General features: G+C 75.4%; 23 protein-coding genes. 11 read left to right on the top strand and 12 right to left on the bottom strand.

Going from position 1 to position 23,386, the window contains the following annotated elements; all coding sequences use genetic code 11:
• Positions 1-82: 82 nt before the first annotated feature.
• From AD017_RS21415 to rsfS, 5 genes are read right to left on the bottom strand one after another with little or no spacing between them, the layout of a single operon-like run.
• Positions 83-943 (bottom strand): DegV family protein, encoded by an 861-nt coding sequence (locus AD017_RS21415; protein ID WP_060575273.1) that lies wholly within the window; start codon positions 941-943, stop codon positions 83-85.
• A gap of 33 nt (positions 944-976) precedes the next feature.
• Entirely contained in the window at positions 977-2,419 is a 1,443-nt protein-coding gene (locus tag AD017_RS21410; protein WP_060575272.1) for an FGGY-family carbohydrate kinase, read from the bottom strand.
• Complete coding sequence (gene octT, locus AD017_RS34660) at positions 2,416-3,159, bottom strand: diglucosylglycerate octanoyltransferase (protein WP_060575271.1); 744 nt, start codon at positions 3,157-3,159, stop codon at positions 2,416-2,418. The genes AD017_RS21410 and octT overlap by 4 nt, the downstream gene beginning before the upstream one ends.
• Entirely contained in the window at positions 3,152-3,772 is a 621-nt protein-coding gene (locus AD017_RS21400) for a histidine phosphatase family protein (RefSeq protein ID WP_010231474.1), read from the bottom strand. The genes octT and AD017_RS21400 overlap by 8 nt, the downstream gene beginning before the upstream one ends.
• Entirely contained in the window at positions 3,769-4,173 is a 405-nt protein-coding gene (gene rsfS, locus AD017_RS21395; protein WP_010231471.1) for a ribosome silencing factor, read from the bottom strand. Before rsfS ends, AD017_RS21400 begins: the two co-directional genes overlap by 4 nt.
• Positions 4,174-4,322: 149 nt before the next feature.
• Here rsfS and AD017_RS21390 point away from each other — a divergent pair, with 149 nt between their 5' ends.
• Positions 4,323-5,168 (top strand): MaoC family dehydratase, encoded by an 846-nt coding sequence (locus AD017_RS21390; RefSeq protein WP_060575270.1) that lies wholly within the window; start codon positions 4,323-4,325, stop codon positions 5,166-5,168.
• Positions 5,169-5,175: 7 nt separating this feature from the next.
• Here AD017_RS21390 and AD017_RS21385 read toward each other — a convergent pair whose 3' ends face one another.
• Entirely contained in the window at positions 5,176-5,856 is a 681-nt protein-coding gene (locus tag AD017_RS21385) for a hypothetical protein (RefSeq protein WP_060575269.1), read from the bottom strand.
• A 122-nt stretch (positions 5,857-5,978) separates the two neighbouring features.
• On the opposite strand from AD017_RS21385, the gene AD017_RS21380 reads away from it, so the two are divergent.
• Entirely contained in the window at positions 5,979-6,806 is an 828-nt protein-coding gene (locus AD017_RS21380; protein WP_227012810.1) for a class I SAM-dependent methyltransferase, read from the top strand.
• A 9-nt stretch (positions 6,807-6,815) separates the two neighbouring features.
• Here AD017_RS21380 and AD017_RS21375 read toward each other — a convergent pair whose 3' ends face one another.
• The 5 genes from AD017_RS21375 to AD017_RS21355 are packed head-to-tail and all read right to left on the bottom strand — an operon-like array spanning position 6,816 to position 12,129.
• Positions 6,816-7,976 (bottom strand): enolase C-terminal domain-like protein, encoded by a 1,161-nt coding sequence (locus AD017_RS21375; RefSeq protein WP_060575267.1) that lies wholly within the window; start codon positions 7,974-7,976, stop codon positions 6,816-6,818.
• Positions 7,973-8,743, bottom strand: coding sequence for an HpcH/HpaI aldolase/citrate lyase family protein (locus AD017_RS21370; protein WP_010231460.1), 771 nt, complete (start codon positions 8,741-8,743; stop codon positions 7,973-7,975). The genes AD017_RS21375 and AD017_RS21370 overlap by 4 nt, the downstream gene beginning before the upstream one ends.
• A gap of 11 nt (positions 8,744-8,754) precedes the next feature.
• Positions 8,755-9,732 carry an aldo/keto reductase gene (locus AD017_RS21365; protein ID WP_060575266.1) on the bottom strand — a complete coding sequence of 326 codons (978 nt, stop codon included), beginning with the start codon at positions 9,730-9,732 and terminating at the stop codon, positions 8,755-8,757.
• A gap of 13 nt (positions 9,733-9,745) precedes the next feature.
• Positions 9,746-10,705 carry a phosphoglycerate dehydrogenase gene (locus AD017_RS21360; protein WP_060575265.1) on the bottom strand — a complete coding sequence of 320 codons (960 nt, stop codon included), beginning with the start codon at positions 10,703-10,705 and terminating at the stop codon, positions 9,746-9,748.
• On the bottom strand, positions 10,702-12,129 hold the full coding sequence (locus AD017_RS21355) for an Nramp family divalent metal transporter (RefSeq protein ID WP_227012809.1): 1,428 nt from the start codon (positions 12,127-12,129) through the stop codon (positions 10,702-10,704). Before AD017_RS21355 ends, AD017_RS21360 begins: the two co-directional genes overlap by 4 nt.
• Positions 12,130-12,371: 242 nt before the next feature.
• Between AD017_RS21355 and pdxA the strand changes: the two genes are divergently transcribed.
• The 9 genes from pdxA to AD017_RS21310 all read left to right on the top strand — a co-directional run bounded on the left by pdxA (position 12,372) and on the right by AD017_RS21310 (position 22,627).
• Complete coding sequence (gene pdxA, locus AD017_RS21350) at positions 12,372-14,600, top strand: 4-hydroxythreonine-4-phosphate dehydrogenase PdxA (RefSeq protein ID WP_060575263.1); 2,229 nt, start codon at positions 12,372-12,374, stop codon at positions 14,598-14,600.
• A gap of 4 nt (positions 14,601-14,604) precedes the next feature.
• Positions 14,605-15,393, top strand: coding sequence for a DeoR/GlpR family DNA-binding transcription regulator (locus AD017_RS21345; protein ID WP_010243038.1), 789 nt, complete (start codon positions 14,605-14,607; stop codon positions 15,391-15,393).
• Between the two features lie 185 nt (positions 15,394-15,578).
• The gene (locus AD017_RS21340) at positions 15,579-17,162 is read left to right on the top strand and encodes an ABC transporter substrate-binding protein (RefSeq protein WP_060575262.1); all 1,584 of its coding nucleotides are present in this window, start codon (positions 15,579-15,581) and stop codon (positions 17,160-17,162) included.
• Complete coding sequence (locus tag AD017_RS21335; protein WP_202968889.1) at positions 17,159-18,163, top strand: ABC transporter permease; 1,005 nt, start codon at positions 17,159-17,161, stop codon at positions 18,161-18,163. Before AD017_RS21340 ends, AD017_RS21335 begins: the two co-directional genes overlap by 4 nt.
• Positions 18,160-19,107 (top strand): ABC transporter permease, encoded by a 948-nt coding sequence (locus AD017_RS21330; RefSeq protein WP_060575261.1) that lies wholly within the window; start codon positions 18,160-18,162, stop codon positions 19,105-19,107. The genes AD017_RS21335 and AD017_RS21330 overlap by 4 nt, the downstream gene beginning before the upstream one ends.
• A complete protein-coding gene (locus AD017_RS21325) occupies positions 19,104-19,922 on the top strand; it encodes an ABC transporter ATP-binding protein (protein ID WP_060575260.1) in 819 nt (272 codons plus the stop codon). The genes AD017_RS21330 and AD017_RS21325 overlap by 4 nt, the downstream gene beginning before the upstream one ends.
• Positions 19,919-20,746: a dipeptide/oligopeptide/nickel ABC transporter ATP-binding protein gene (locus tag AD017_RS21320; protein ID WP_060575259.1), complete on the top strand. Its 828-nt coding sequence runs from the start codon at positions 19,919-19,921 to the stop codon at positions 20,744-20,746. The genes AD017_RS21325 and AD017_RS21320 overlap by 4 nt, the downstream gene beginning before the upstream one ends.
• Complete coding sequence (locus tag AD017_RS21315; RefSeq protein ID WP_082398853.1) at positions 20,743-21,945, top strand: exo-alpha-sialidase; 1,203 nt, start codon at positions 20,743-20,745, stop codon at positions 21,943-21,945. The genes AD017_RS21320 and AD017_RS21315 overlap by 4 nt, the downstream gene beginning before the upstream one ends.
• Positions 21,938-22,627, top strand: coding sequence for an SDR family NAD(P)-dependent oxidoreductase (locus AD017_RS21310; protein WP_060575258.1), 690 nt, complete (start codon positions 21,938-21,940; stop codon positions 22,625-22,627). The genes AD017_RS21315 and AD017_RS21310 overlap by 8 nt, the downstream gene beginning before the upstream one ends.
• Here the strand turns inward: AD017_RS21310 and AD017_RS21305 are convergent.
• On the bottom strand, positions 22,613-23,368 hold the full coding sequence (locus AD017_RS21305; RefSeq protein WP_060575257.1) for a class I SAM-dependent methyltransferase: 756 nt from the start codon (positions 23,366-23,368) through the stop codon (positions 22,613-22,615). The genes AD017_RS21310 and AD017_RS21305 overlap by 15 nt on opposite strands.
• Positions 23,369-23,386: the final 18 nt, after the last annotated feature.

Genomic DNA, 23,386 nt, shown 5'->3' with positions numbered 1-23,386 from the left:
GCGGGGCTGTGGACGGCCGGCCCGGTTGGGGACGACCGGGCTCGCACGGCGCCCGGCGGGCCGTGACCGTCGATGCTGTGTGCTAGGACTCCGCGGGGACCACCACGACCCCGACCAGACCGGGACCGGCGTGCGCCCCGATCACCGCACCGACCTCGGACACGTGGAACTCCGCCGCGTCGGGCAGTTGCTCGCGCAGCCGGTCGGCGATGTCCTCGGCCCGCTCCTCGGCGCCCAGGTGGTGCACGGCCAACCGGGCCCCGGGCCCGCCGGACGCCCCGACGGCGAGCGCGACCAGCCGGTCGGTGGCCCGCGACGTCGTCCGGACCTTCTCCAGCGGGGCGATCCGGCCCTCGGCGAGGTGCAGCAGCGGCTTGACCGACAGTGCCGCCCCGAGCAGCGCGGACGCCGCACCGATCCGCCCGCCACGGCGCAGCCGCTCGAGGTCCTGCACCCCGAACAGCACCCGGCAGCGGGCGCTCACGGCCGTCGCGGCGGCCTCGGCCGCGATCCCGTCGGCACCGGCGCAGGCGGCGTCGGCGGCGGCGAGCACGGCGAACCCGAGGCCCATCGCGATCGCCCGGGAGTCGACGACCCGGATCCGGTCCGGGGCGATCTCGTCGGCCGCGACCCGGGCGGCGTCCCAGGTGCCGGACAGCTCGCGGGACAGGTGCACCGACACGATCTCGCGGGCCCCGGCGTCGAGGAGCTCCCGGTAGAGCTCGGCGAACGCGGCCGGTGCGGGCCGTGAGGTCTGCACCGTGAGGTTCCGGTCGGCGAGTGCGGTGATCAGCTCGGCCGGGGTGACGTCGACGCCGTCGCGCGCGGTCCGCTCCCCCATCCGCACCTCGAGCGGCACGACGTGCACCCCGCGCCGGTCGGCCGCCCCCGGCGGCAGGTAGGCGGTGGAGTCGGTGACCACGGCGACCGGGGAGCTGGGCACGGCCGGACCCTACCGGTGGCCGGCCGGTCCTGATCACCGGAACAGCGGGGCCAGCGCCTCCTGTGCCGCGAGGTAGCGCCCGTGCGCGTCGTCGAGCCTGCCCCGCACGCGCGGATCGGGGACGAACTCGCGGTCCACGCGCACCATCCGCCCGGCCAGCTCCCCCACCGACCCCGCACCACCGACGGCCAGCCCCGCCAGCATCGCGGCGCCGAGGACGCCGGCGTCGCGCTCGGCGGTGCGGCGCAGCGGGCGGTCCAGGACGTCGGCCTTGACCTGGCACCAGAGGTCGCTGCCGGCGCCGCCACCGCAGGCGGCGAGCGTCGTGGCGGGCCGCCCGGCGGCCGCCTCCAGCGGGGCGAGGACGTGCCGTGCGGCGTGCGCGACCCCCTCCAGCACCGCGCGGGCCAGCTCGGCGCGTCCGGTGCCGAAGGTCGCGCCGAGCCAGTGGCCGCGCAGCTCCGGGTCCCACAGGGGGGCGCGCTCGCCGGCGAGCTGCGGCAGGAACAGCACCCCGCCGCTCCCCGGACCCGCCTGCCCCGCGAGCTCCAGCGTCTCCGGGACCCCGGTGCCGAGAGCGGCGGACGCCCAGGTCAGCGCGTCGCCGCCGGCCTGCGTCGGTCCGGCGTGCACGTGGAGCCCGCGCCAGGTGGGGAAGGTGACGATGCCGGGCGCGCCGCCACCTGGCCGCGCGGCCATCGCGAGCACCTCGGAGGTCCCCGCGACGTCGACGGCGTCACCCGGCTCGGCGACACCGCCGCCGAGCAGCGCGGACCAGGCGTCCATCGTCCCGACGGCGACGGGCAGCCCGGCCGGCAGGCCACCGGCGCCGGTGGTCTCCCCGGCGACCGATGCCGGGTCCGCGAGCGGCGGCAGCATCCCCGTCAACCCGGGGGCGAGGAGGTCCAGCCCGTCCGGGTAGGTTCCGCCCGGCCCGACCGCGCCGATCGACGACAGCGGGTCGGCGACCGCGGCGCCGGTGAGCCGGAGCAGCAGCCAGTCCTTCGGGGCCAGCAGCCGCTCGGCCCGGGACCACACGTCCGGGCGGTGCCCGGCGAGCCAGGCCGCGCGGGCGGCGGGGTGCGAGGCGTCGACGGTGCCCAGGCCACCGCGTACCCGGGCCCGCTCCTCGGGGTCGAGCCGGTCGCCGAGAGCCGCGGCGACGGCGGCGCACCGGCCGTCCTGCCAGGTGATCGCCGGGTGCACGGGGATGCCGTCGGCACCGGTGAACAGGTGCGTGTTGACCTGCGCGCAGAGCCCGACGGCGGTGAGGTCCCGCAGCGCGCCGGCCGCCCGGAGGTCGGCGACGGCACCGGTCAGGCCGTCCCACCAGTCCGCCGGATCCTGCTCGGCGTGCCCGGGGGCGGGGCGGCGGGTGACGTGCCGACGGCTCGCGGCGGCGACCCGGACACCGTCCGCGGTGAACACCGCGGCCTTGACCGACGTCGTGCCGAGGTCGATCCCGAGCAGCGTCACGGCTGCTCGGACCGGACCGGCAGACGTCGTCCCAGCTCGTCGGCCAGCGCCGTACCGACCGCCCGGTGCCCGGCCCAGCCCCAGTGCATGCCGTCGGGGTTGCCGTGCCCGCCGAGGACGTGCCCGCCGACGAGCGCTGCCGTGTCCAGCAGGGTGACGCCGGGTGCGCGGGCCGCCCACGCCCGCATCGCCGCCTCGGTGGCGGCCCGGTGCGGGTGGACCCGGCCGTAGTCGGCGGCGCGGTGCACCGACGGGAGCAGCGCGACCACCGGCAGCCCCGGCCGCAGCGCGTGCACCGCGGAGCGGCACCGCTCCAGGTAGGACGCGGTCAGCCGGGCCGGGAGCGTGGCGGGACCGCCACCGGGGAGCTCCGCGAGGAGCGGCGCCAGCACCGGCTGCGCCCGCCGGTAGCCGTCCCGGACCACGCGGCGGAGCGGTGCCGGGCGCACGGCCGGGATCAGCTCCCGCAGCGCCGTCGGCAGCGGCGAGGGCAGCGAGTCCATCCCGGACACCCCCAGCACGACGGCGTCCACGTGCGGCAGCACCGCCCACACCCGCGGGTCGCCGCTGACCGCCGACCACGCGTGCCGGGCCGTCCACCCGGCACGGGCGACGAGCTCCGCGCGCCCGCCGAGGCGGGTCGCGGCGAGGTTGGGCCACAACCGCGGCTCGTCCGCCGGGTAGGGCCGCTCGGGACCGTGGAAGGCCAGCGAGTCCGCGACGACCAGCAGGTCAGGCACCGATGTTGTATCCCGAGAGCCGCCAGCGCGGGTGGTCGGCGCGGCGGGCGACGACGGACCACTTCGCGTTGCCCATCCCGCCGATCACCGGCCACGCCGACTCGGGCAGGTCCAGCAGGCCGCAGACCATCCCGGCGATCATGCCGCCGTGCGCGACGAGCAGGACGGACCGCTCCTCGGGGTCGTCGGCGTACGCGGCGTCGAGCTCGGCGACGACCGGCAGCGAGCGGTTGACGACGTCGACGCGGGACTCGCCGCCGGGCGGTGTCCACCGCGGATCGGACCGCCACGCGGCGATCGCGCCCGGGTCGTCGGCCTCGATCTCGGCGACGGTCCGGCCCTGCCAGTCGCCCAGGTGCGTCTCACGGAGCCGCTTGTCCACCGACAGCGGCAGCCCGGTCGCCCCGGCGACGGCGGTCGCGGTGTCGTGCGCGCGGCTCAGGTCCGAGGTCACGATCCGGTCGAACGGGATCCCGGCCAGCAGCGGCGCGGCCGCGGCGGCCTGGGCACGGCCCTCGTCGGTGAGCCGGGTGTCGAGATGACCCTGCATGCGGCCACCGGCGTTGTACTCGGTCTGGCCGTGCCGGAGCAGGGTGATCCGGCGCAGCGTCATCCGGCGCCGTCCTCGTCGGTCCCGCTGCTCGCGTCCGACGGCACCGCGTGCGGCACCTCGATCGTCGGGCAGTCCTTCCACAGCCGGTCCAGGCCGTAGAAGCCGCGCTGCTCGTTGTGCATCACGTGCACGACGATGTCGGTGAAGTCGAGGAGGATCCAGCCGTTGTCGGCGTCGCCCTCGCGGCGGGTGGGCTTGCTGCCGCGCTCCCGCAGCTTCTCCTCGACCGCCTCCACGATCGCCTGGACCTGACGCTCGTTCTGCGCCGACGCCAGCACGAAGCAGTCGGTGATCACCAGCTGGTCGGACACGTCGAGGGCGACGATGTCGACGGCCTTCTTGTCCGCCGCGGCGGCCGCCGCCACCTTCGTCAGCTCGATCGCCTCCGGTGATGCCGTCACTGCGCCTCACGTCTCCCGGGTGTTCGTGTCGCGGACGGACTCGTCCGACGGTCCCCCAGTGTGTCAGCCGGTCCCGCGGGGGTTGGGCGCCGGGCACCTCACGGGATAGGTTGCGGTGATCACGGTGGAGAAGTCGAAGGAGACTCCCCATGGCCCTGGCCCCCGATCTCGAGGGCACGCAGTGCGAGCCGGTCAACGTCGCGTGGGCGCGTGACGACGTGCTCCTCTACGCGCTCGCCGTGGGCGCCGGCGCCGAGCAGCCGCTGGCCGAGCTGTCGCTGACCACGGAGAACACCGACGGTGTGCGCACCGTGGTGCTGCCGTCGTTCGCCGAGACGCTCACCCGCAACGCCGTCGTCGATCTCGGGGGTATCGACCACTCCCGTCTCGTGCACGCCGAGCAGTCGTTCCGGCTGGCCGCCCCGCTGCCCGTCGAGGGCCGGGCCCGGGTCACCGCGACGGTCACCGAGGTCCTCGACAAGGAGTCGGGTGCGCTCGTCCGCACCCGCGCCGACGCGGTCGACGCCGAGACCGGGGCTCCGCTCGCGTCGGCCGTGAAGTCGGTGTTCGTCGGGGGCGAGGGCGGGTTCGGCGGGTCCCGCGGCGCGGCGGCCGCGCCGTCCCCGATTCCGGACCGGGCACCCGACCACCGGGTGACCTACCGGACCTCGCCCGGCCAGGCGCTGCTCTACCGGCTGACCGGGGACCGCAACCCGCTGCACTCCGATCCGGCCTTCGCCGCCCGGGGCGGCTTCGACCGGCCGATCCTGCACGGCATGTGCACGTACGGCTTCACCGCGCGGGCGCTCGTCGAGACCGCCTGCGACGGCGACGCGACCCGGCTCGCCGCCATGGACGCGCGGTTCACCAGGCCCGTGCTGCCCGGCCAGGTGCTGACGGTCTCCGTCTGGAGCACGGCCGCCGGGCCGGTGTTCCGGACCGCCGTCGACGGCGAGGTGGTGCTCGACCGCGGGACGGCCGAGCTCACCGGCTGATCCGGGCTCAGGAGGCGACGGCGGCGATCCGCGGCGGCGCCGGATCGCCCGGGTAGTCGCTCCCGCCGCGGTAGGCGAGCTCGGCGAGCGCGTCGAGTGCCGCGAGCTGCGGGTAACGGTGGTCCGGGTCGCCGCGGTGCGGCCACCGGTGGTCGAGCTCCCGGAACGCGACGGCCCGGTGCCGGGTCGTCGCGAGGTAGCGCGGGTTGTCGCGGACGAACCGTCCGTAGGCGTGGCGCAGCTCGTCGTGGTGCGGGAGCTCGGTGCGGACGAAGCGGTCGACGTCGGCGGCGATCTCGTGCACGTACTCCCCGCACAGCTGCACCACGAACGGCACCACCCACGGCTCGTGCACGCAGAACAGCTCGCGCACGGCGCGCTGCCGGACGCCCGCGTTCTCGCTGCGCGACATCCAGGCCGCGACGACGGCCTGCCGGCGCGGGCTGAACCGGGCGACGAAGCCGGGCGGGGGCCACGGGAAGGACACCCGGTACGGGATCTGGACCGGGTCGCCGTCGACGTGCACGTCGTGGTCGGCGACACCACCGCCGGTGTCCTGCACGAGCTGCGCGGACACCGCGCCCCACGGGGCGAGTGCGTGCATCGCGACGTGCGCGTCCCGGCGGACCGGCTGCGGGACCGCCCGCAGCAGCAGCCCGGCGAGCGCCGGGGTCGGGACGTCGATCACGGCTCCACGGTAGCCCGATCAGCCCAGTTCGGCGTGACCGATGGTGCATCGTCGCCCTCTGCGATCACCTGTTCGGCGCAGAGTGAAGGATGCGTGTCCGCGGGGCGGTAGCGTCCCGGCGCGTGACGGCACCGGAACCGAACGCGGAGCAGTGGCGGGCCTGGAGCGGCAGCGGCGGGGACTTCTGGGCCGCCCACGCCGACCTGTTCGAGGCGGGTGTCGCCGGTTACCGGGACGCGTTCCGGTCCGCGACCGCGGTCCGGCCCGGCGAGCGGGTGCTCGACGTCGGCTGCGGCGCCGGGACCACGACCCTCGACGCCGCGGCGGCCGCCGCCCCGGATGGGCACGCGCACGGTGTCGACATGTCCGCGGCGTTGCTGGCGATCGCCCGCGACCGCGCCGCCGCGTCCGGGCTGCCGGCGACCTTCGCCGTCGCCGACGCCCAGACCGAGGAGCTCGGCGACGGCGCGTTCGACGTCGTGGTCAGCCGCAACGGCGTCATGTTCTTCGGCGACCCGGAGGCCGCCTTCGCGAACCTGCACCGCGCGCTGGCCCCGGGCGGGCGGATCGTGCTGCAGGTGTGGCAGCCGCTCGCCGAGCAGGAGTGGTTGTGGGCGGTGCACGGCGCCCTGCGGCTGCCCGATCCGCCACCGGACGAAGCGAGCCCGCTCTCCCTCGGCGACCCGGACCGGTGCCGCGACCTGCTGACCGGGGCCGGCTTCACCGGCGTCCGGCTCGACGACGTGCGGGCCCCGATGTGGTTCGGCTCCGACGTCGAGCAGGCCGCGGCGTTCCACCTGGGACGGGTGGCCGACGCGCTCGCCGCACGCGCCGCGATCGACCGGCAGGACGCGGAGGACGCGCTGCGGGGGGTGCTCGCCGAGCACGCGGGCCCCGGGGGCGTCGCCTTCCGGTCGGCCGCGTGGCTGGTGCGGGCCACCCGCCCCTGATCTCCGGCCTCAGCGGTACTCGACGGTCTCCACGGTGTGGGCCTCGATGCGCTCCCAGTCGTAGGTGACACCCAGGCCGTGTCCCTCCGGCACCGGGACGCAGCCGTCGGCATCGACCGCGGCGAGGCCGTCGCGGTAGTCGTCGGCGTAGACCAGCTGGCTGCGGCCGATCTCGCTCGACTTCGGGTGCACGAACGACATCTCGTAGTAGTTCGTGTTCCGCAACGACGCCATGAGCTGGCGCTGGGCGGGCCCGGGGGTGTGCAGCTCGACGTCCAGGCCGAGCCCCTCGGTGGCGTGCGCGATCTTCAGCGCTCCGGTGATGCCGCCGTCGTACTCGGCGTCGGCGCGCACGAAGTCGGTGCCGCCGCCGACGACGAAGTCGACGTGCTGCTCCAGCCCGCGCACGTGCTCGGTCTGCAGCAGCGGCGTCCGGATCAGCTCCCGCAGCCGCTTGTGCCCGAAGATCGAGATCCCGGTGTCCTTGTACGGGTCCTCGAGCCAGAGGAAGTTCGCCTCGTCGCAGGCCCGGCCGACCTGGACGGCGTGCGCGAAGGTCTCCAGCTTGCAGCCCGGGTCGAGCATGAGGTCCATGTCCGGCCCGACGGCCTCGCGCACACGCGCGATCGTCTCGACGACCTCGGAGACCTCGTAGACGTCCCAGACGTGCAGCTTGTAGGCCTTGTAGCCCAGCTCCTTGCACTGCACGGCGAAGTCCGCGTAGGCGGCGGGCGAGTCGAGGCCGCCGTTGCGGTCACCGGCGGCGGTCGAGGCGTACGCGGGGACGCGGGTCTTCCAGCCACCGAGCAGCGTGCGGATCGACGCGCCGTGCGCCCGGCCCGCGAGGTCCCACAGCGCGATGTCGACGAAGCCCATGCCCATCTTGTCGAACTTGCGGAGCTGACGCTTCACGTCGTTGTAGATGAGCTCGCGCTGCAGCGGGTCCTTGCCGATCAGGTAGTCGCCGAACATCGCGACCTGCGCGACGGCGACCGAGTTGCCGCCGACGTAGCCGCCGACGACGCCGTCGTCGGTGTAGATCCGGATCGCGTAGGCGCTGGTGGGCTTGCGGCTGCCCGGCTCGTAGACCAGCGAGAAGCCGGTCGTGTGCTTGGCGAAGTCGACCATGTCGAACTTCGCCTTGTCGATGCGGATCCGCTCGATCTTCACGCGGCGCCCCCGCCGTTGCGGGCCGCGTCGAGGTGCGCCTTCGCGGCCTGCTCGAGGTGCACCACGTCGCAGGCGACGCTGGCGTAGGAGAAGCCCTGGGCCAGCCGCCGGGCGGCGGTGGCTCCGTCCGGGCAGTGGATGCCGCAGGCGATGCCGGCCGCGTTCGCGGCGGCCAGGATCGCGGTCAGCGCCTCCTCGAACCGCTCGTCCAGGTCCGGGTCGGTGGAGGTCTTCCCGCCGAGCGCGAGCCGCAGGTCCGACGGCCCGACGTAGAGCCCGTCGACCCCTGGGACGGCGGCGATGTCCTTGACGTTCGCCAGGCCGTCCGGGGTCTCGATCATCACCAGGCAGGCGACCTCGTCGTCGGCGACGGCGGGCGTCGGGCCGACCCGCAGCTGCGCCCGCATCGGGCCGTAGCTGCGCCGCCCGACCGGCGGGTACCGGGTGGCGGCGACGGCGGACTCGGCGTCGGCGACGGTGTCGACCATCGGGACGATCACACCGCGGGCACCGGTGTCGAGCGCCTGCCCGATCCAGAACGCGTCGTTGGCCTGCACCCGCACCATGCTCGCGACGCCGAACGTGTCGACGGCGGTGATCGTCGACAGCACGGCGCGCGAGTCGACGAGCCCGTGCTGGGCGTCGATGCAGACGTAGTCGTAGCCGGTGCGGGCGATCCGCTCGGTGCCGACCGGGTTGTCCAGCACCACCCAGTAGCCGATGGTCTTCTCCCCGGAGCGCAGCCGGGCGGCGAAACCGTTGGTCATGACAGGTCCCCTCAGCGGTTGTAGGCGGGCACCGGCCCGCGCAGGTCGGCCCAGACGGCGTCGCAGGCCGTGACGACGTCGTCCGGGAGCGGGCCGCGCTCGGCGGCGGCCACGTTGGCGTGCAGCTGCTCGACCTTCGACGCGCCGACCAGGATCGCGCCGACGCTCTCCCGGCCGACCAGCCAGCGCAGCGCCAGCTCGGGCAGGGGAAGACCGGCGTCGGCGGCGACCCGGGACAGCGCCTCGACGGCCCGGAACAGGCCCTCGTTCCAGTAGCGGTCGCGGTACATCGTCGCCAGCCCGGACGAGCCGAACCGGCCGTCCGACGGCGGCGCGTCGAACGAGTGCCGCCCGGACAGCAGGCCGCCGCCCAGCGGGTTGTAGACGATGTCGAACAAGCCCGCGGTCCGGGAGAACTCGACGTACTCCTCGTCGATCCGGCGGGCGAGCAGGTTGTAGAGCGGCTGGGAGAACACCGGCTGCGGGGCACCCGCCGCGATCGCGGCGTGCCGCAGCTCGGCGATCTGCCAGGCCGCGAAGTTGGAGACGCCGAGCGCGCCGATCGTGCCGGCGTCGGCGAGCTCGGCGACGGTCTCCAGGGTCTCCGCGATCGGCGTCGCGCGGTCGGGCTGGTGCAGGTAGTAGACGTCGAGCTTCTCGACGCCGAGCCGGGTGAGCGAGCCCTCGACGCAGGCGTGGATCGCCTTGCGCGACAGCGGCGGCGCCCCACCGGCGTCGGGGTGCGGGATGCCGACCTTGCTCGCGACGTCGAACCGGCCGGGCCGGGACCGCAGCAGCTCGCCGAGGATCGGCTCGCAGCGGGACCCGGCGTAGCCGTTCGCCGTGTCGATCATGGTGATGCCGGCCTCGGCGGCCGCGTCCAGCATCGCGGCGGCACCGTCCCGGTCGACGGTGTCGCCGACGTTCATCGTGCCCAGCACCAGGCGGGACACCGCCAGGCCGGTGCCGGGTACCTCGGTCGTCTGCATGTGTTCGGTCTCCTCAGCCGACGGGGTGGGCGGGCCGCTCGCCGCGGAGCACCCGGGTGATGTCCGCGACGACCATCGAGCCCATCGCGGCGTTGGCGTCGTCGCTCGCGGCCCCCACGTGCGGGGTGAGGACGACGTTCGGCGCGGTGAGCAGGGGGCTCCCGGCCGGCGGTTCGACGGCGAACGCGTCCACGCCCGCCCCGGCCAGGTGGCCGTCGTGCAGGGTCGCGGCGAGGGCGGCCTCGTCGACCAGGTCGCCGCGGGCGGTGTTGACGAGGTAGGAGCCGGGCCGCATGGCGGCGAGCTCGGGGGCACCGATGAGCGGGGTGCCGGAGCCGCCGGGCAGGTGCAGGGTGACGGCGTCGGCGCGGGCCAGGCACTCGGTGAGGCCGAGCAGCGGGACGCCGTCGGCCTCGGTGCCGGGCAGGAAGGGGTCGTGCGCGACGACCTCCATGTCGAACCCGGAGGCGCGCCGGGCCACCGCCCGTCCGATCCGGCCGAACCCGACCACCGCGAGGGTGCGGCCGGCGAGCTCCGGGCCGAAGAAGCGCTCCCAGCGGCCGGCCGCGGTCGAGGCGTGCGCCTGCGGGATCCGGCGGGCCAGCGAGAGCAGCAGCGCGAACGCGAGGTCGGCGACCGCCCCGGTGTTCGCACCCGGGGTGTTGACGACGGTCACGCCCCGGGCGGCGGCGGCCGCGACGTCGAGGTTGTCGACGCCGACGCCGTGCTTGGCCAGCACGCGCAGCCCGTCCGCGGCGTCGAGCACCTCGGCGGTCACCTCGTCGAGGCCGACGATCGCGGCGTCGACGCCGGGCATCAGCGCGGCCAGCTCGGCGGCGGGCAGCGGGTGCCGGTCGGTGCGGACGACCGGCTCCAGCCCGGCGTCCTTCAGCGCCGTCCAGGGAGCGTCGGAGCGCGCGCCGAAGCTCGGGGTCGTGATCAGCACACGGGGCCGGGGGTTCACTGCGGTCATCCTCCGAAGTCCACGCCGAACGTGTCGAGCAGGGAGTACACGGCCAGCGCCGTCACCGCGAGGCTGGACAGCGCCAGCGCGACGGTGAGCAGCGGGTTCGACCGGAACCGCCGGTCGACCTCGGTCGTACGCAGGTACCAGACGGCGACGACGACCGCGAGCAGGAACACCCCGCCGGCCACCCCGCCGATCTGGACCATCAGCACCGGCGACTGCACCGCGAGGTAACCCAGCGCCCAGACCGGGGGCATGGTCATCGTGAGGATGCGGATCCACTTCTCGCGGGCGGCCCGGTCCCGCCAGTCCAGCACACCGAGCAGCGACAGGGTGTGCGTCCAGAGCCGCGGGACGCTGGCGGTGGAGGCGACGAACGTCGAGTACAGCACCGCGACGGCGCCGACCAGGAAGGCGTACATCGCCCACTCGCCGAGCGTGTCGGTGTACATCCGGGAGAGCGTCGTGATCATCTCGTTGCCGGACGGGACGAGCCCCTGGGGGTGCAGCACGGACGCGCCGATCAGGTAGAACGACAGCGTGCAGACCGTGCACACCAGCCAGGACACGAACACGTCGAGCCGCATGACCTTGAGCCAGCCCTCGGCGCGGCGGGCGCGCTCCTCGGTGCCGTCCTCCGGGCCGGTCCAGCGGGCGTAGCCCTTCTCGATGCACCAGTACGAGTAGGTGGTCATCTCGTCGGCGCCGACGCCGGTGATGCCGAACATCGCGATCGCGAAGCCGAGCGTGCCGGCCGGGATGAGGAACTCGAAGCCGAGTGCGAGGTCGTCGCCGCCGTACCCGAACGGGGTGAGCGGCAGGCCCAGCGCCAGCCCGACGGTGGCGACGGTGAACAGCAGGACCGCGACGAAGCAGACCTTCTCGACCACGCCGTAGCGGTTGGTGCGGAGCAGGAACAGCACGCTCGCGACGGTGATCACGGTCCAGGTGAGCAGCGACGGGAACGACAGCGGCTCGCCGACGATCGGCCAGAGGATGCTCAGCGCCGCGACGGCGCCGCCGATGATCCCGCCGCGCTGGAGGATCTTCGCGCCGTCCATCAGGATCCACAGCACGTTGATCCAGCTGATCCGGCCGATCCGCGGCGGGACCTGCGCGTAGCCCTCCAGGGCGGGCTTGCCGGAGAGGATCGCCCAGCGGGCGAGCTCCATCTGCACCCAGACCTTGACCGCGGTGCTGGCGACGACCAGCCACAGCAGGACGAACCCGGCCTTCGCGCCGAGCGCGGTGGTGGTGATGAGCTCACCGGACCCGACGACCGCGGCGGACAGGATCAGTCCGGGGCCGAGGTGGCGCAGGCGGCCGCCGAACGTGGTCGGCGGGGGGCGGACATCGGCCGGGTCCAGCGCGTACGGGTCGGGCGAGCCGGTCCGTGCGGCGCGACCCGCCGTGTCGTCGGTCGTCGTCATCGACATCCCGTTCTGGTCCGTGGTGAGGCCGGGGAACCGGCCGCCGGGGTGATCGGTCGGCGCGACTGCGCCGGGCAGAACATGACACATTCTGCGCGCTTCGCGCAATACTGTCGGTCCAGATCGCGAATTTCTGCTTGTTCTGCGCAGAAGTGCTCGCGCAGAACGCGCGTTTGCTGCATGATGTGCACGACCGGCGCACCGCCGGTCCCCGCGACGACGACGCCCGAGGGAGGTGCTCGATGACCGCCACGCCCGTGCTCGTGCTCGCCGACGACCTCTCCGGCGCCGCCGAGACGGCCGCCGTGCTCGCCGTACCCGGCGAGCCGGCCACGATCCTGCTCGCCCCGGGCGCCGACCTGCCCGCGACCGGGCTGACCGTCGTCGACCTGCACTGCCGCACCGCCGCACCCGCCGTCGCCGCCGACCGCACGCGCCGCGTCCTCGACGCCGCGCCGGCCGGCACGCGGACCTTCCTGAAGATCGACTCGCTGCTGCGGGGGAACGTCGCCGCGGGGATCGGGGCGCTCGCCGGGCGGGGACCGGTCGTCGTCGCCGCGGCCCTGCCGGGCGCCGGGCGCACGGTCTCGGGCGGGGTCGTCCACCTCGACGGGGTCCCGCTGCACCGCACCGACGCCTGGCGGATGGAACCGCACCCCGCGCCGGACGACCTGCACGTCGCCACCGGCCGGCCGGACGCCGTCGTGCTGGGCGTCGCCGAGCTGCGCCGCGACCCGCACGCCGCACTGGCGGCGGCCCTCGCGCGCGGCCCGGTCGTGCTCTGCGACGCCGATACCGACGACGACCTGGACCTCGTCGCCGCCGCGGCCGCGGCGGCCGGGGTCGCGACCGCGGGCTCCGGCGGATTCGCCGCGGCACTCGGCCGTGCCACCGGGCGTCCCGGGCTCGGCACCGGGGACGCCCCGGACGGCGCGCCGCGGCCGGTGCTGGCCGTCGTCGGGTCGGCGGAGCCGGTCGCCGCCCGGCAGGTCGCCCGCCTGCTCGACGACGGCGCCGTCGAGATCCGGCTGCGCCCCGGTGACCCGGTGCCGGACGGCCCCGCGGGACCGGGCGTCACCGTGCTGCGGCCGGACCCGGACCTGCGCGGCGACCCCGCCGCCGTCGCCGGCGCGCTGTCGCGGGCCGCGACGGCGCTGGCCGGCGGGCCGGACGGCCCGCACCTCGTCCTCACCGGCGGCGAGACCGCCCGCCGGGTGCTCGACGCGCTGGGCACCGACCGGCTCGTCCCGCTCGGCCAGGTCGCGCACGGCGCGGTCCGCAGCGCCGCCGCGGGCGGGCGGCAGGTCGTCACCCGGCCCGGCAGCTTCGGCGACGACGACTCGCTGGCCGCGATGGCCACCGCCGTCGCCCCACCCACCGGTCCGACCCAGGACCCTCCGCACCGCACCGAACGATCGGAAGGCAGCCGCATGACCGCCACCGTCTCCCCGCAGGTCCCCGCCGGGGCCGGCGCACCACTCCCGACCGTCGCCGTCACCATGGGCGACGCCGCCGGGATCGGCCCCGAGGTGATCGTCCCGGCCCTCGTGCACCCGGACGTCCTCGGCCGGTGCCGTCCCGTCGTGATCGGCGACGCGGACCGGCTGCGCCGGGCCGCGGCCGTCCTGGGTCACCCGGCCGAGATCGTCGCCGTCGACGACGTGGAGAGCGCCGCGCCCGGACCGGACCGGGTCTGCGTGCTGCAGGTCGGCGAGCTGCCCGCGGACCTGCCGTGGGGCACCGTCTCCGCGGCCGCCGGTGAGGGCGCCTACCGCTACGTCGAGGCCGCGGCCGCGCTCGCCGTCGCCGGGCGGGTGCAGGCGATCTGCACCGCGCCGCTGAACAAGGAGGCGCTGCACGCCGCCGGCCACCGCTTCCCCGGTCACACCGAGCTGCTCGCGCACCTGACCGGCACCGAGGAGGTGTCGATGATGCTGTCGACGCCGACGGTGAAGGTCGTGCACGTGACCACGCACATCGGACTGATCGACGCCGTCGCGCGGATCGAGCCCGGCCTGGTCGAGCGCACCGTCCGGCGTGGACACGAGGCGCTGGTGCGGTCCGGTGTGGAGGCCCCCCGGATCGGCGTCTGCGGGATCAACCCGCACGCCGGGGAGAACGGCCTGTTCGGCTACGGCGAGGAGGCCGAGAAGATCGTCCCCGCGCTGGAGGTGCTGCGCGCCGACGGGATCGACGCCCGCGGCCCGCTGCCGGCCGACACCGCGTTCTTCCTGGCCGGGCGGGGCGACTACGACCTGATCGTCGCGATGTACCACGACCAGGGCCACGGCCCGGTCAAGGTGCTCGGCATCGAGAACGGCGTCAACCTGACCGTCGGGCTGCCGGTCATCCGGACCTCGGTCGACCACGGGACCGCGTTCGACATCGCCGGCACCGGGAAGGCCGACGCCGGGTCGATGGTCGAGGCACTGCGGCAGGCCGTGGAGCTCGCCGCCCGACCGGTAGCGTGACGCCATGCCGCCCCGCGGATCACGTGCCCGCCGGGACGAGATCGTCCGGCTCGCGACGACGAGTGGCCTCGCCAGCGTCGAGGAGCTCTCGCACGCCTTCGACGTCACCGCGTCCACGATCCGGCGCGACCTCGCCCAGCTGACCGCCGAGGGCCGGCTGGCCCGCACCTACGGCGGCGCGATGGCGCTGTCCGCGCACCCCGAGACGTCGCTGCGGCAGCGGATCGGGGAGGCGTTCGGCGCCAAGCGCGCGATCGCACGGTCGGCGGCGGCGCTGGTGCGGCCCGGCGAGACCGTGCTGCTCGACGCCGGTTCCACCGTCGGGGCGCTCGCCCACGAGCTGCGTGCGGTACCCGGGATCACCGTGGTGACCACCGGGCTGACCGCGCTCGGGGAGCTGTCCGACGCCGAGGGCGTCACCGTGCACTGTCTCGGCGGCACGCTGCGCCCGGTGAGCCAGGGCTTCGTCGGCCCGCTCGCCGAGGCCGCACTGGAGCACCTGAGCTTCGACCGGGCGTTCCTCGGGGCCGACGGCGTGACCACCGACGGCGGGCTCTGCGAGGCCGAGCTCGCCCAGACCCGGCTCAAGGAGCTGATGGCGCGCCGTGCCTCGGCGGTCTACGTGCTCGCGCACGCGGACAAGCTGGGGCGCAGGCCGTTCCACGCCTGGGCCCGGCTCGAACCGGGCTGGACGCTGATCACCGACCCGGCCGCCGACACGGCCCAGCTGGCCGCGCTGCGCGGCTCCGGGGTGACGGTGACGGTCGCCGACACGACCGACGGCGTCGCCTGACCTGCTGCGCGTTTCGCGCGAACCGATCGATCACTCTCACCCACGCTCACCTGGCGTGCCCACATGTGCGCGCAATGCGCGCTCCAAATCCGGTCTTGCGCACATCGCGCACACAGTGCGAGCGTAGGACCCGCTGGGCCCGGTGGTCTCCCACCGCGCCCCTCCCCCGCCTCCGGAGGTCGACGATGACCCTTGACCGACAGGCCGGCCCGCGACTCGACCGCCGGGCGTTCCTGCGGTGGACCGCACTGGCCGTCGCCGGGACCGCGGCCGTCCCGCTCGCCGGATGCGCCGGCCCGACCGGCGCACCCGGCCCCGGGACGATCGTCCTCGGGCTCAACCGCTCCCTCGCCAGCCTGGACAACAAGCTCAACCAGTTCGACGGCGCCGTCACCGTCCAGCGCGCCGTCCGGCAGGCCCTGACCCGGGTCGGCCCCGGCCAGACCGCGCAGCCGGTGCTCGCCGACCGCTTCGAGCGGACCGGGCCCACCGAGTGGACGGTCCGGCTGCGCGACGGCGTCCGCTACTCCGACGGCAGCCCCGTCACCGTGACCGACGTCGACGTGGCACTGCGGTGCTACGGCGAGGTCAACGGCGGGTTCATCGCCAGCCTGTTCCCCGAGATCCCGACGGTGCGCCCGGTCGACGACCGGACGTTCCGGCTGGTGACCTCGGACCCGGTGCCGGTGATGGACCTGCTGATGGCGAACGTCCTCGTCACCCCGGCCGCGGCCAACCGCCCCGAGCAGCTCACCGACGGCATCGGCTCCGGCCCCTTCCGGGTCGCCGAGGCGAACACCGGCACCGGCGACTACACGCTGGTCCGCAACGAGAACTACTGGGGTGCCGCGGCGCACCTGGAGTCGGTGCAGGTCCGGTTCGTGCCCGAGGAGTCCAGCCGGGTCGTCGCGATGCGCTCGGGCGAGCTCGACGTCATCGACAGCATCACCCCCGACTCCGCCGAGCAGCTCGCCGGGCTGCCGTCGGTGATCCTGGACCGCTCCCCCAGCACCCGCACCAACCAGCTCTTCTACAACTTCCGCAAGCCCCCGGGGCACCCGCTGGCCGATCCCCGGGTGCGCGAGGCGCTGACCTACGCCGTCGACGGCGAGGCACTGGCCCGCGACGTCCTGGTCGGCTCGGTGCAACCCGCCCGCGGCGTCGTCGCCTCGGCGCTGAGCGGCGCCGCCGACACCGGCGGCTACCGCTACGACCCGGCCCGCTGCCGGCAGATGCTCGACGCGGCCGGCGTGCGCGACCTGGAGCTGACGATCATCTGGGAGTCGGGCGAGTTCCCCGCCGACACCTCGGTGATGGAGTCGGTCGCCGGGATGCTCGGCCGGGTCGGCGTCCGCACCCGGCTGCAGCAGTTCCAGCCCGGCGGGGACATCACCGCCTGGCGGCAGGGCCGCGGCGGGGACTGGGACGTGCTCGGCAACGGGTTCGCCGGGCCCACCGGCGAGGCCGCGACCGTGCTGCAGGGCATGTACGGCGGCACCCCGGCCAAGGAGCGGACCCGCGACACCTACCAGGGCTACGTCGTGCCCGAGGTCGCCCGCACGCTGGACGCCGCGGCGGCCGAGACCGACCCGGCCCGCCGGGAGGCCGCCCTCGCCGGCGCCCAGAAGAAGATCTGGGACACCTGGCCGTGCCTCTGGGCGTTCGTGCCCGACGTCGTGCAGGCCCGCCGGCAGCGGGTCTCCGGCATCGAGCTGCTGCCCACCAACTCCTACGACCTCTCCTCCGTCGCGCTGGGGGCATCGGCATGACCGTCACGACCGCGCCCACCGGGACGGGCTCCGCCGCTCGCCGCGCGCCGTCCCGGGCCGCCGGGCTCGCCCGCTACGCCGTGGTCCGCGTCGGGCAGGGCCTGCTCACGATCTTCCTGACGATCTCGACCGTGTTCGTGCTGGTGCGGCTCGCCCCGGGCGACCCGGCCGCCGCCTACGCCGGTCCGAACGCCTCGCCCGAGGACCTCGAGCGGATCCGCGCCCAGCTCGGCCTGGACGAGCCGGTGCTCACCCAGTACCTGACGTTCCTGCGGAACCTGCTGGCCGGTGACCTCGGGACCAGCTACTCGTTCCAGGCGCCCGCACTCGACGTCGTCCTCGGCCGGGTGCCGTACACGATCACCCTCGCGGTCTCCGCCGTGCTGGTGACGACGCTCGTCGCCGTGCCGCTGGGCATCTGGATGGCCCGGCGCGCCGACACCGGCCGCGAGCTCGGGGCCAACGTCGTCACGGTCGCCGGGCAGTCGATGCCCGACTTCTGGAGCGGCGTCATGCTGCTCACGCTGTTCTCGGTGCTGGTCCCGGTGCTGCCGGCGTCCGGGTTCGCGACCTGGTCGGGGCTGGTGCTGCCGACGCTCACGGTGGCGATCCTGCAGATCGCGCTGATCTCCCGGCTGGTCCGCCGGGAGATGACGGGGGCGCTGACCTCGCCGTACCTGACGGTCGCCCGGGCCCGCGGGACGAGCGAGCGCACGCTCGTCTGGCGCTTCGCGATGGCGAACTCCGCCATCCCCGTCCTCACCGCGCTCGGCACCCGGTTCGCCGCGATGCTCAACGGCGTCGTGGTCGTCGAGGTGGTGCTCTCCTGGCCCGGCGTCGGCTCGCTCGTCGTCCGCGCCCTGGAGACCCGCGACTACCCGCTGATCCAGGCGACGGTGCTGGTCACCGCCGCGCTGGCGATCGGCGTCCAGCTGCTGATCGACCTCGCGTACCCGCTGCTCGACCCGCGGGTCCGGCTCGGAAAGGAGTCCGCGCGATGAGCACGACCGTCCCGGAGCGGACGGCGGCACCCACCGGCCGCCCCTCCGCCGTCACGCCGGAGCTCGCCGCGGCGTCCCCGGCACACCGCCGGGCCCGCGCCTCGCGGGTCAAGATCTGGATCGGCACGGTCTGCACGGCGCTCGTCGTGCTGCCGGTGCTGCTGGCGACGGTGCTGCCGCTGCCCGACCCGGACGCCCAGGAGCTCTCGGCCCGCCGCCTGCCCCCGCTGACCGACGGCCACCTGTTCGGCACCGACCAGCTCGGCCGCGACCTCCTCGCCCGGGTGCTCTCGGGCGGCCAGGTGTCGCTGACCGTCGGGATCCTCGCCGTGCTGGTGTCCGGGCTGATCGGGCTCACGCTCGGCTCGCTGGCCGGCTTCCTCGGCGGGTGGACCGACGCCGTCGCGTCCCGGCTCGCCGAGGCGCAGATGGCGCTGCCGCTGCTGATGATGCTGCTGCTCGTCGTCGCGCTGTTCGGCTCGTCGATCCCGGTGATCACCGCGGTGATCGCGGTGGCGCAGTGGCCGGAGGTGTTCCGGCTGACCCGGTCGCTGGTGCTCGTCGAGCGGGGGAAGCCCTACATCGACGCGGCCCGCACCCTCGGGCTCGGCCGCCCGGCGATCCCGGTCCGGCACGTGGTGCCGAACGTGGTGAAGCCGGCGTCGCTCGTGGTGCTCCTGCTGCTCGCCCAGGCGGTGCTGCTGGAGAGCGCGCTGTCGTACCTGGGGGCCGGTCCGGAGCGGCCGTTCGCGACCTGGGGCCGGATCGTCTCCGACGGCCAGGACTACGTGACGACGTCGTGGTGGATCGCCACCCTCCCGGGCCTGGTCATCGTGCTGCTCGTGGTCGGCGTGAACCTGCTCGGCGACGGTCTGCGCGACCGGCCGGGCGGCGTCGGCCGGCCCCGGTTCCTCGGCCTGGGCCGGAAGGAGGCGACCCGATGACCCCGCTGCTGGAGGTCGCGGACCTGCAGGTGGAGCTGGTGACCGAGCGCGGTGTGGTCCGCGCGGTCGACGGCGTCGACCTGCACGTCGGCGCCGGCGAGACCGTCACGCTCATCGGCGAGTCCGGCTCGGGCAAGTCGACGACGGCGATGGCCGTGCTCGGCCTGCTGCCCGCCGGGACCGCCGTGGTGAGCGGGGCGGTGCGCTACGCGCTCGACCCGGACGCCGCCCCCGTCGACGTGCTCACCGATCCGCGCGCCCCGGCCGCGGTCCGCGGCCGCGGGGTGTCCCTCGTCCCGCAGGACCCGATGACGGCGCTGTCCCCGGTGCACACGATCGGGGCCCAGCTCGGGCACGCCCTGCGGCTGCGTCATCCGGAGCTGTCGCGGAGCACGGTCCGCGAGCGCGGGATCGCGCTGCTCGACCAGGTGCACGTCGCCCGCCCGGAGACGCAGTGGCGCTCCTACCCGCACCAGCTCTCCGGCGGGATGCTGCAGCGCGTCCTGATCGCGATCGCGCTGGCCGGCGAGCCGCGGCTGATCGTCGCCGACGAGCCGACCTCGGCCCTCGACGTCACCGTGCAGGCCGGGATCCTCGACCTGCTGCTGGAGCTGCAGGAACGCACCGGCGTCGGGATGCTGCTGATCACCCACGACCTGGGCGTCGCCCGGCTCGTCTCCGACCGGATCCACGTGATGCGGTCCGGGGCGTTCGTCGAGTCCGGCGAGGTGGAGCAGGTCGTGGGGGCCCCGCGCGAGGAGTACACGCGTCGCCTGATCGCCGCCGTCCCCACCCTCGAAGGGACCCCGTCATGACCCCGCACCTGGCCGTCCGCGGCCTGACCGTCGCGTTCGGCGACTTCCGCGCCGTCGACGGCGTCGACCTGTCCGTGGACCGCGGCGGCTCCCTGGCCGTGGTCGGCGGGTCGGGCTGCGGCAAGTCGACGATCGCGCGCTGCCTGGTGCGGCTGATCCGGCCGACGGCGGGGGCGATCGAGCTGGACGGCGTCGACGTGGCGACGCTGCCCGAGCGGAAGCTGCGGGCCCACCGCCGGAAGGTCCAGATGATCTTCCAGGACCCGTACGGCTCGCTCGACCCGCACCTCACCGCGGGCCGGATCGTCGCGGAACCGCTGGCCCTGCGCGGGATCCGCGGCCGGGCCGAGCGCGAGCGGCGCGCGGTCGCGCTGCTCGACCGGGTCGGTATGCCCGCGTCCGCGGCCGCCCGGCGGCCCTCGGAGTTCTCCGGTGGCCAGCGCCAGCGGATCGGGATCGCCCGCGCGCTGGCCAGCGACCCCGAGCTGCTGGTCTGCGACGAGGCCACCTCGGCGCTCGACGTCTCGGTGCAGGCCCAGGTCCTCGACCTGCTGCGGGAGCTGCAGCGCGAGTCCGGCCTGACCTTCGTGGTGATCGCCCACAACCTGGGCGTCGTCCGGGAGATCACCGAGAACGTCGTCGTCCTCTCGCACGGCCGGGTCGTCGAGTCCGGCCGGACCGCCGAGGTGCTCGGCTCCCCCACCCACGAGGTCACCCGGCGGCTGCGGGCCGCGTCGCTGGACCCGGCGGCCGTCCGGGGCCGGAAGCCGCGTTCCGCGCTGGCCGGGGCCGTCCCCGCACCGTCCGGAGGTACCCGCCCGTGACCGTCACCGAGACCGCACCGGCCGAGCTGCCCGGCCCCGCCGACGGCCTGCTCCGCCCGCACGCCGGCGAACCGGACCGGCGCGACGCGCTGCTGCCGGCGCCGGACGTCCAGAACCACGCCGCGAACCTGATGGAGCTGCCCGGCGGCGCGCTGGGGTGCGTGTGGTTCGGCGGCACCCAGGAGGGCGTGCCCGACATCGGGGTGCGGTACTCCCGCCTCGAACCGGGCTCCGACCGCTGGACCGGGCCGGTCGCCCTGTCGGACGACCCGGAGCGTTCCGAGCAGAACCCGCTCCTGTTCGTCGCCCCGTCCGGCACGGTGTGGCTGCTGTGGACCGCGCAGGTCGCGGGCAATCAGGACACCGCCGAGGTCCGCGTCCGCACCTCCGGCGACGGCGGCCGCACCTGGGACGCGCGGCGCACGCTGTTCCCGGCCGGGCCCGGCGGCGGGGTGTTCGTGCGGCAGCCGGTCGTCGTCACCCGGAGCGGCCGGTGGCTGCTGCCGGTCTGGCACTGCGTGACCCCGCCCGAGGGCCGCTGGGTCGGTGACCTCGACACGTCCGCCGTGATGGTCTCCGACGACGACGGCGCCACCTGGCGCGAGACCGCCGTCCCGGACAGCACCGGGCAGGTCCACATGAACGTCGTCGCCCGGCCGGACGGATCGCTCGTCGCGCTCTACCGCAGCCGCCGCGCCGACGCCGTGCACCGCTCGGTCTCCACCGACGACGGCGGCACCTGGTCGGCGCCCGAACCCGTCGAGCTGCCGAACAACAACTCGTCGGTCCAGGTCGTCGGGCTCGCCGACGGCCGGCTCGCACTCGTCGGGAACCCCAGCAGCCGGGCCGACGCGACTGCGCGGCGGGCGTCGCTCTACGACGAGATCTCCGACAGCGGCGACGTGGGCACCGCGGCCGCCGCTGCCGACGCGCTCCGGGAGGGCGCGTTCTGGGGAGCCCCACGCGCCCCGATGACCCTCGCGATCTCCGACGACGGCGGCCGGACCTGGCCGGTCCGCCGCGACCTGGAGACCGGCGACGGGTTCTGCCTCGTCAACGACTCGCGCGGCAAGCGGAACCGGGAGTTCTCGTACCCGACGATCCGGGCCGCGGCCGACGGCGGCCTGGACATCGCCTACACCGTCTACCGGCAGGCGATCCGGCACGTGCACCTGACCCCGGCGGCGACGGGTGGCTGAGACCGCGCCGCACGCCGTCGTCACCGGGGTCAGCTCCGGTATCGGGGCGGCCGTCACCGCCAGGCTGCTCGACGCCGGCTGGAGGGTCACCGGGCTGTCCCGCAGCGCCCCCGCACCGCGCGACGGGCTCGCCTGGGTCGCCGCCGACCTGGCCGGGCCGGCCGCGGTCGCCGGTGCGGTCGCCGGGACCGGTCCGGTCGACGCCGTCGTGCACGCGGCGGGGCTCCAGCGCACCGCCCCGCTCGGTGCGCTCGACGCCGAGGCCGGGGACCTCATGTGGCGGGTGCACGTGGCCGCGGCCGCGGAGCTCGCCGGGGCGCTGCTCGACCGGATCCCCGACGGCGGCCGGATCGTCCTGGTCGGCAGCCGCACCGCGGGCGGCTCGCCCGGGAAGAGCCAGTACGCGGCGACCAAGGCCGCGCTGGAGGCGATGGCCCGCTCCTGGGCGGCCGAGCTCGCCGCCCGCCGGATCACGGTGAACGTCGTCGCCCCCGGCCCGACCGAGACGCCGATGCTGGCCGACCCCGGCCGGTCCGGCACCCCGCCGCTGTTGCCGCCGCTCGGTCGCCGCGTGCGACCGGAGGAGGTCGCCGCCCTGGTCGAGCTGCTGGTCGGCCCGGACGGCGGAGCCATCACCGGTCAGACGCTCACCGTCTGCGCCGGGGCGTCACTGCCCCGCTGAGCCGGCTCCGCGGGGCCGCAGCACGTAGGCGGTGTAGCCGTACTCGGTGCCGTACCGGTCGCGGACGTCGATCTCGTGGCCGACCTCGTCGAGCGCTGCCGGGTCCACCCCGTCGGCGCGCAGCAGCTCGATCCGCGCGGCCAGCGGGCGGTAGTAGGCGTCCCAGTCGGAGTCCGGCAGCAGGTAGGCGGCCCGGACCGTGTACCCGGCGCGCTGCGCGGCGGCCACGTTGTCCGCGGTCGTCCGCATCGCCGGGTAGCCGGCGTCCCAGAACTCCCGGGCGCCCGGTGACGGCGCGGGCGTCGTCCACTCCGCCTCGGTCAGCACCAGCACCCCGTCCGGGGCGAGCAGCCGCCGCCAGGACGACAGTGCGGCGTCGAACCCCATGACGTAGGCGGCGCCCTCCGACCACACCAGGTCGGCCTCGCCGTCCGGCAGCGGGAGGTCGTCCATCGGCGCGACCAGGGGCCGGACCCGCTCGCCGAGCCCGGAGACCGCGGCGCGGGCCTGCAACCGCCGCAGGTACGGCTCGTGCAGGTCGACGGCGACGACGTCCCCGCCGGTCGCGGCGGCCAGCGGCAGGGTGGCGGGCCCGGTCCCGCAGCCGATGTCGACGATCCGGGGCCGGTCCGGGAGCTCCCCCGCCAGCTGCAGCAGCGCGGTGGTCTCCTCCGATCCCGGTGCCTCGCGGGGGAGGTCGTCGTGGGCGGCGAGGAAGACCCGCTCCAGCGATGTGCTCACGTACCCGGATGATGCCTC

Source organism: Pseudonocardia sp. EC080619-01, assembly GCF_001420995.1.
Taxonomy (GTDB): Bacteria; Actinomycetota; Actinomycetes; order Mycobacteriales; family Pseudonocardiaceae; genus Pseudonocardia.
This window is presented reverse-complemented; position numbering and strand designations above follow the sequence as displayed.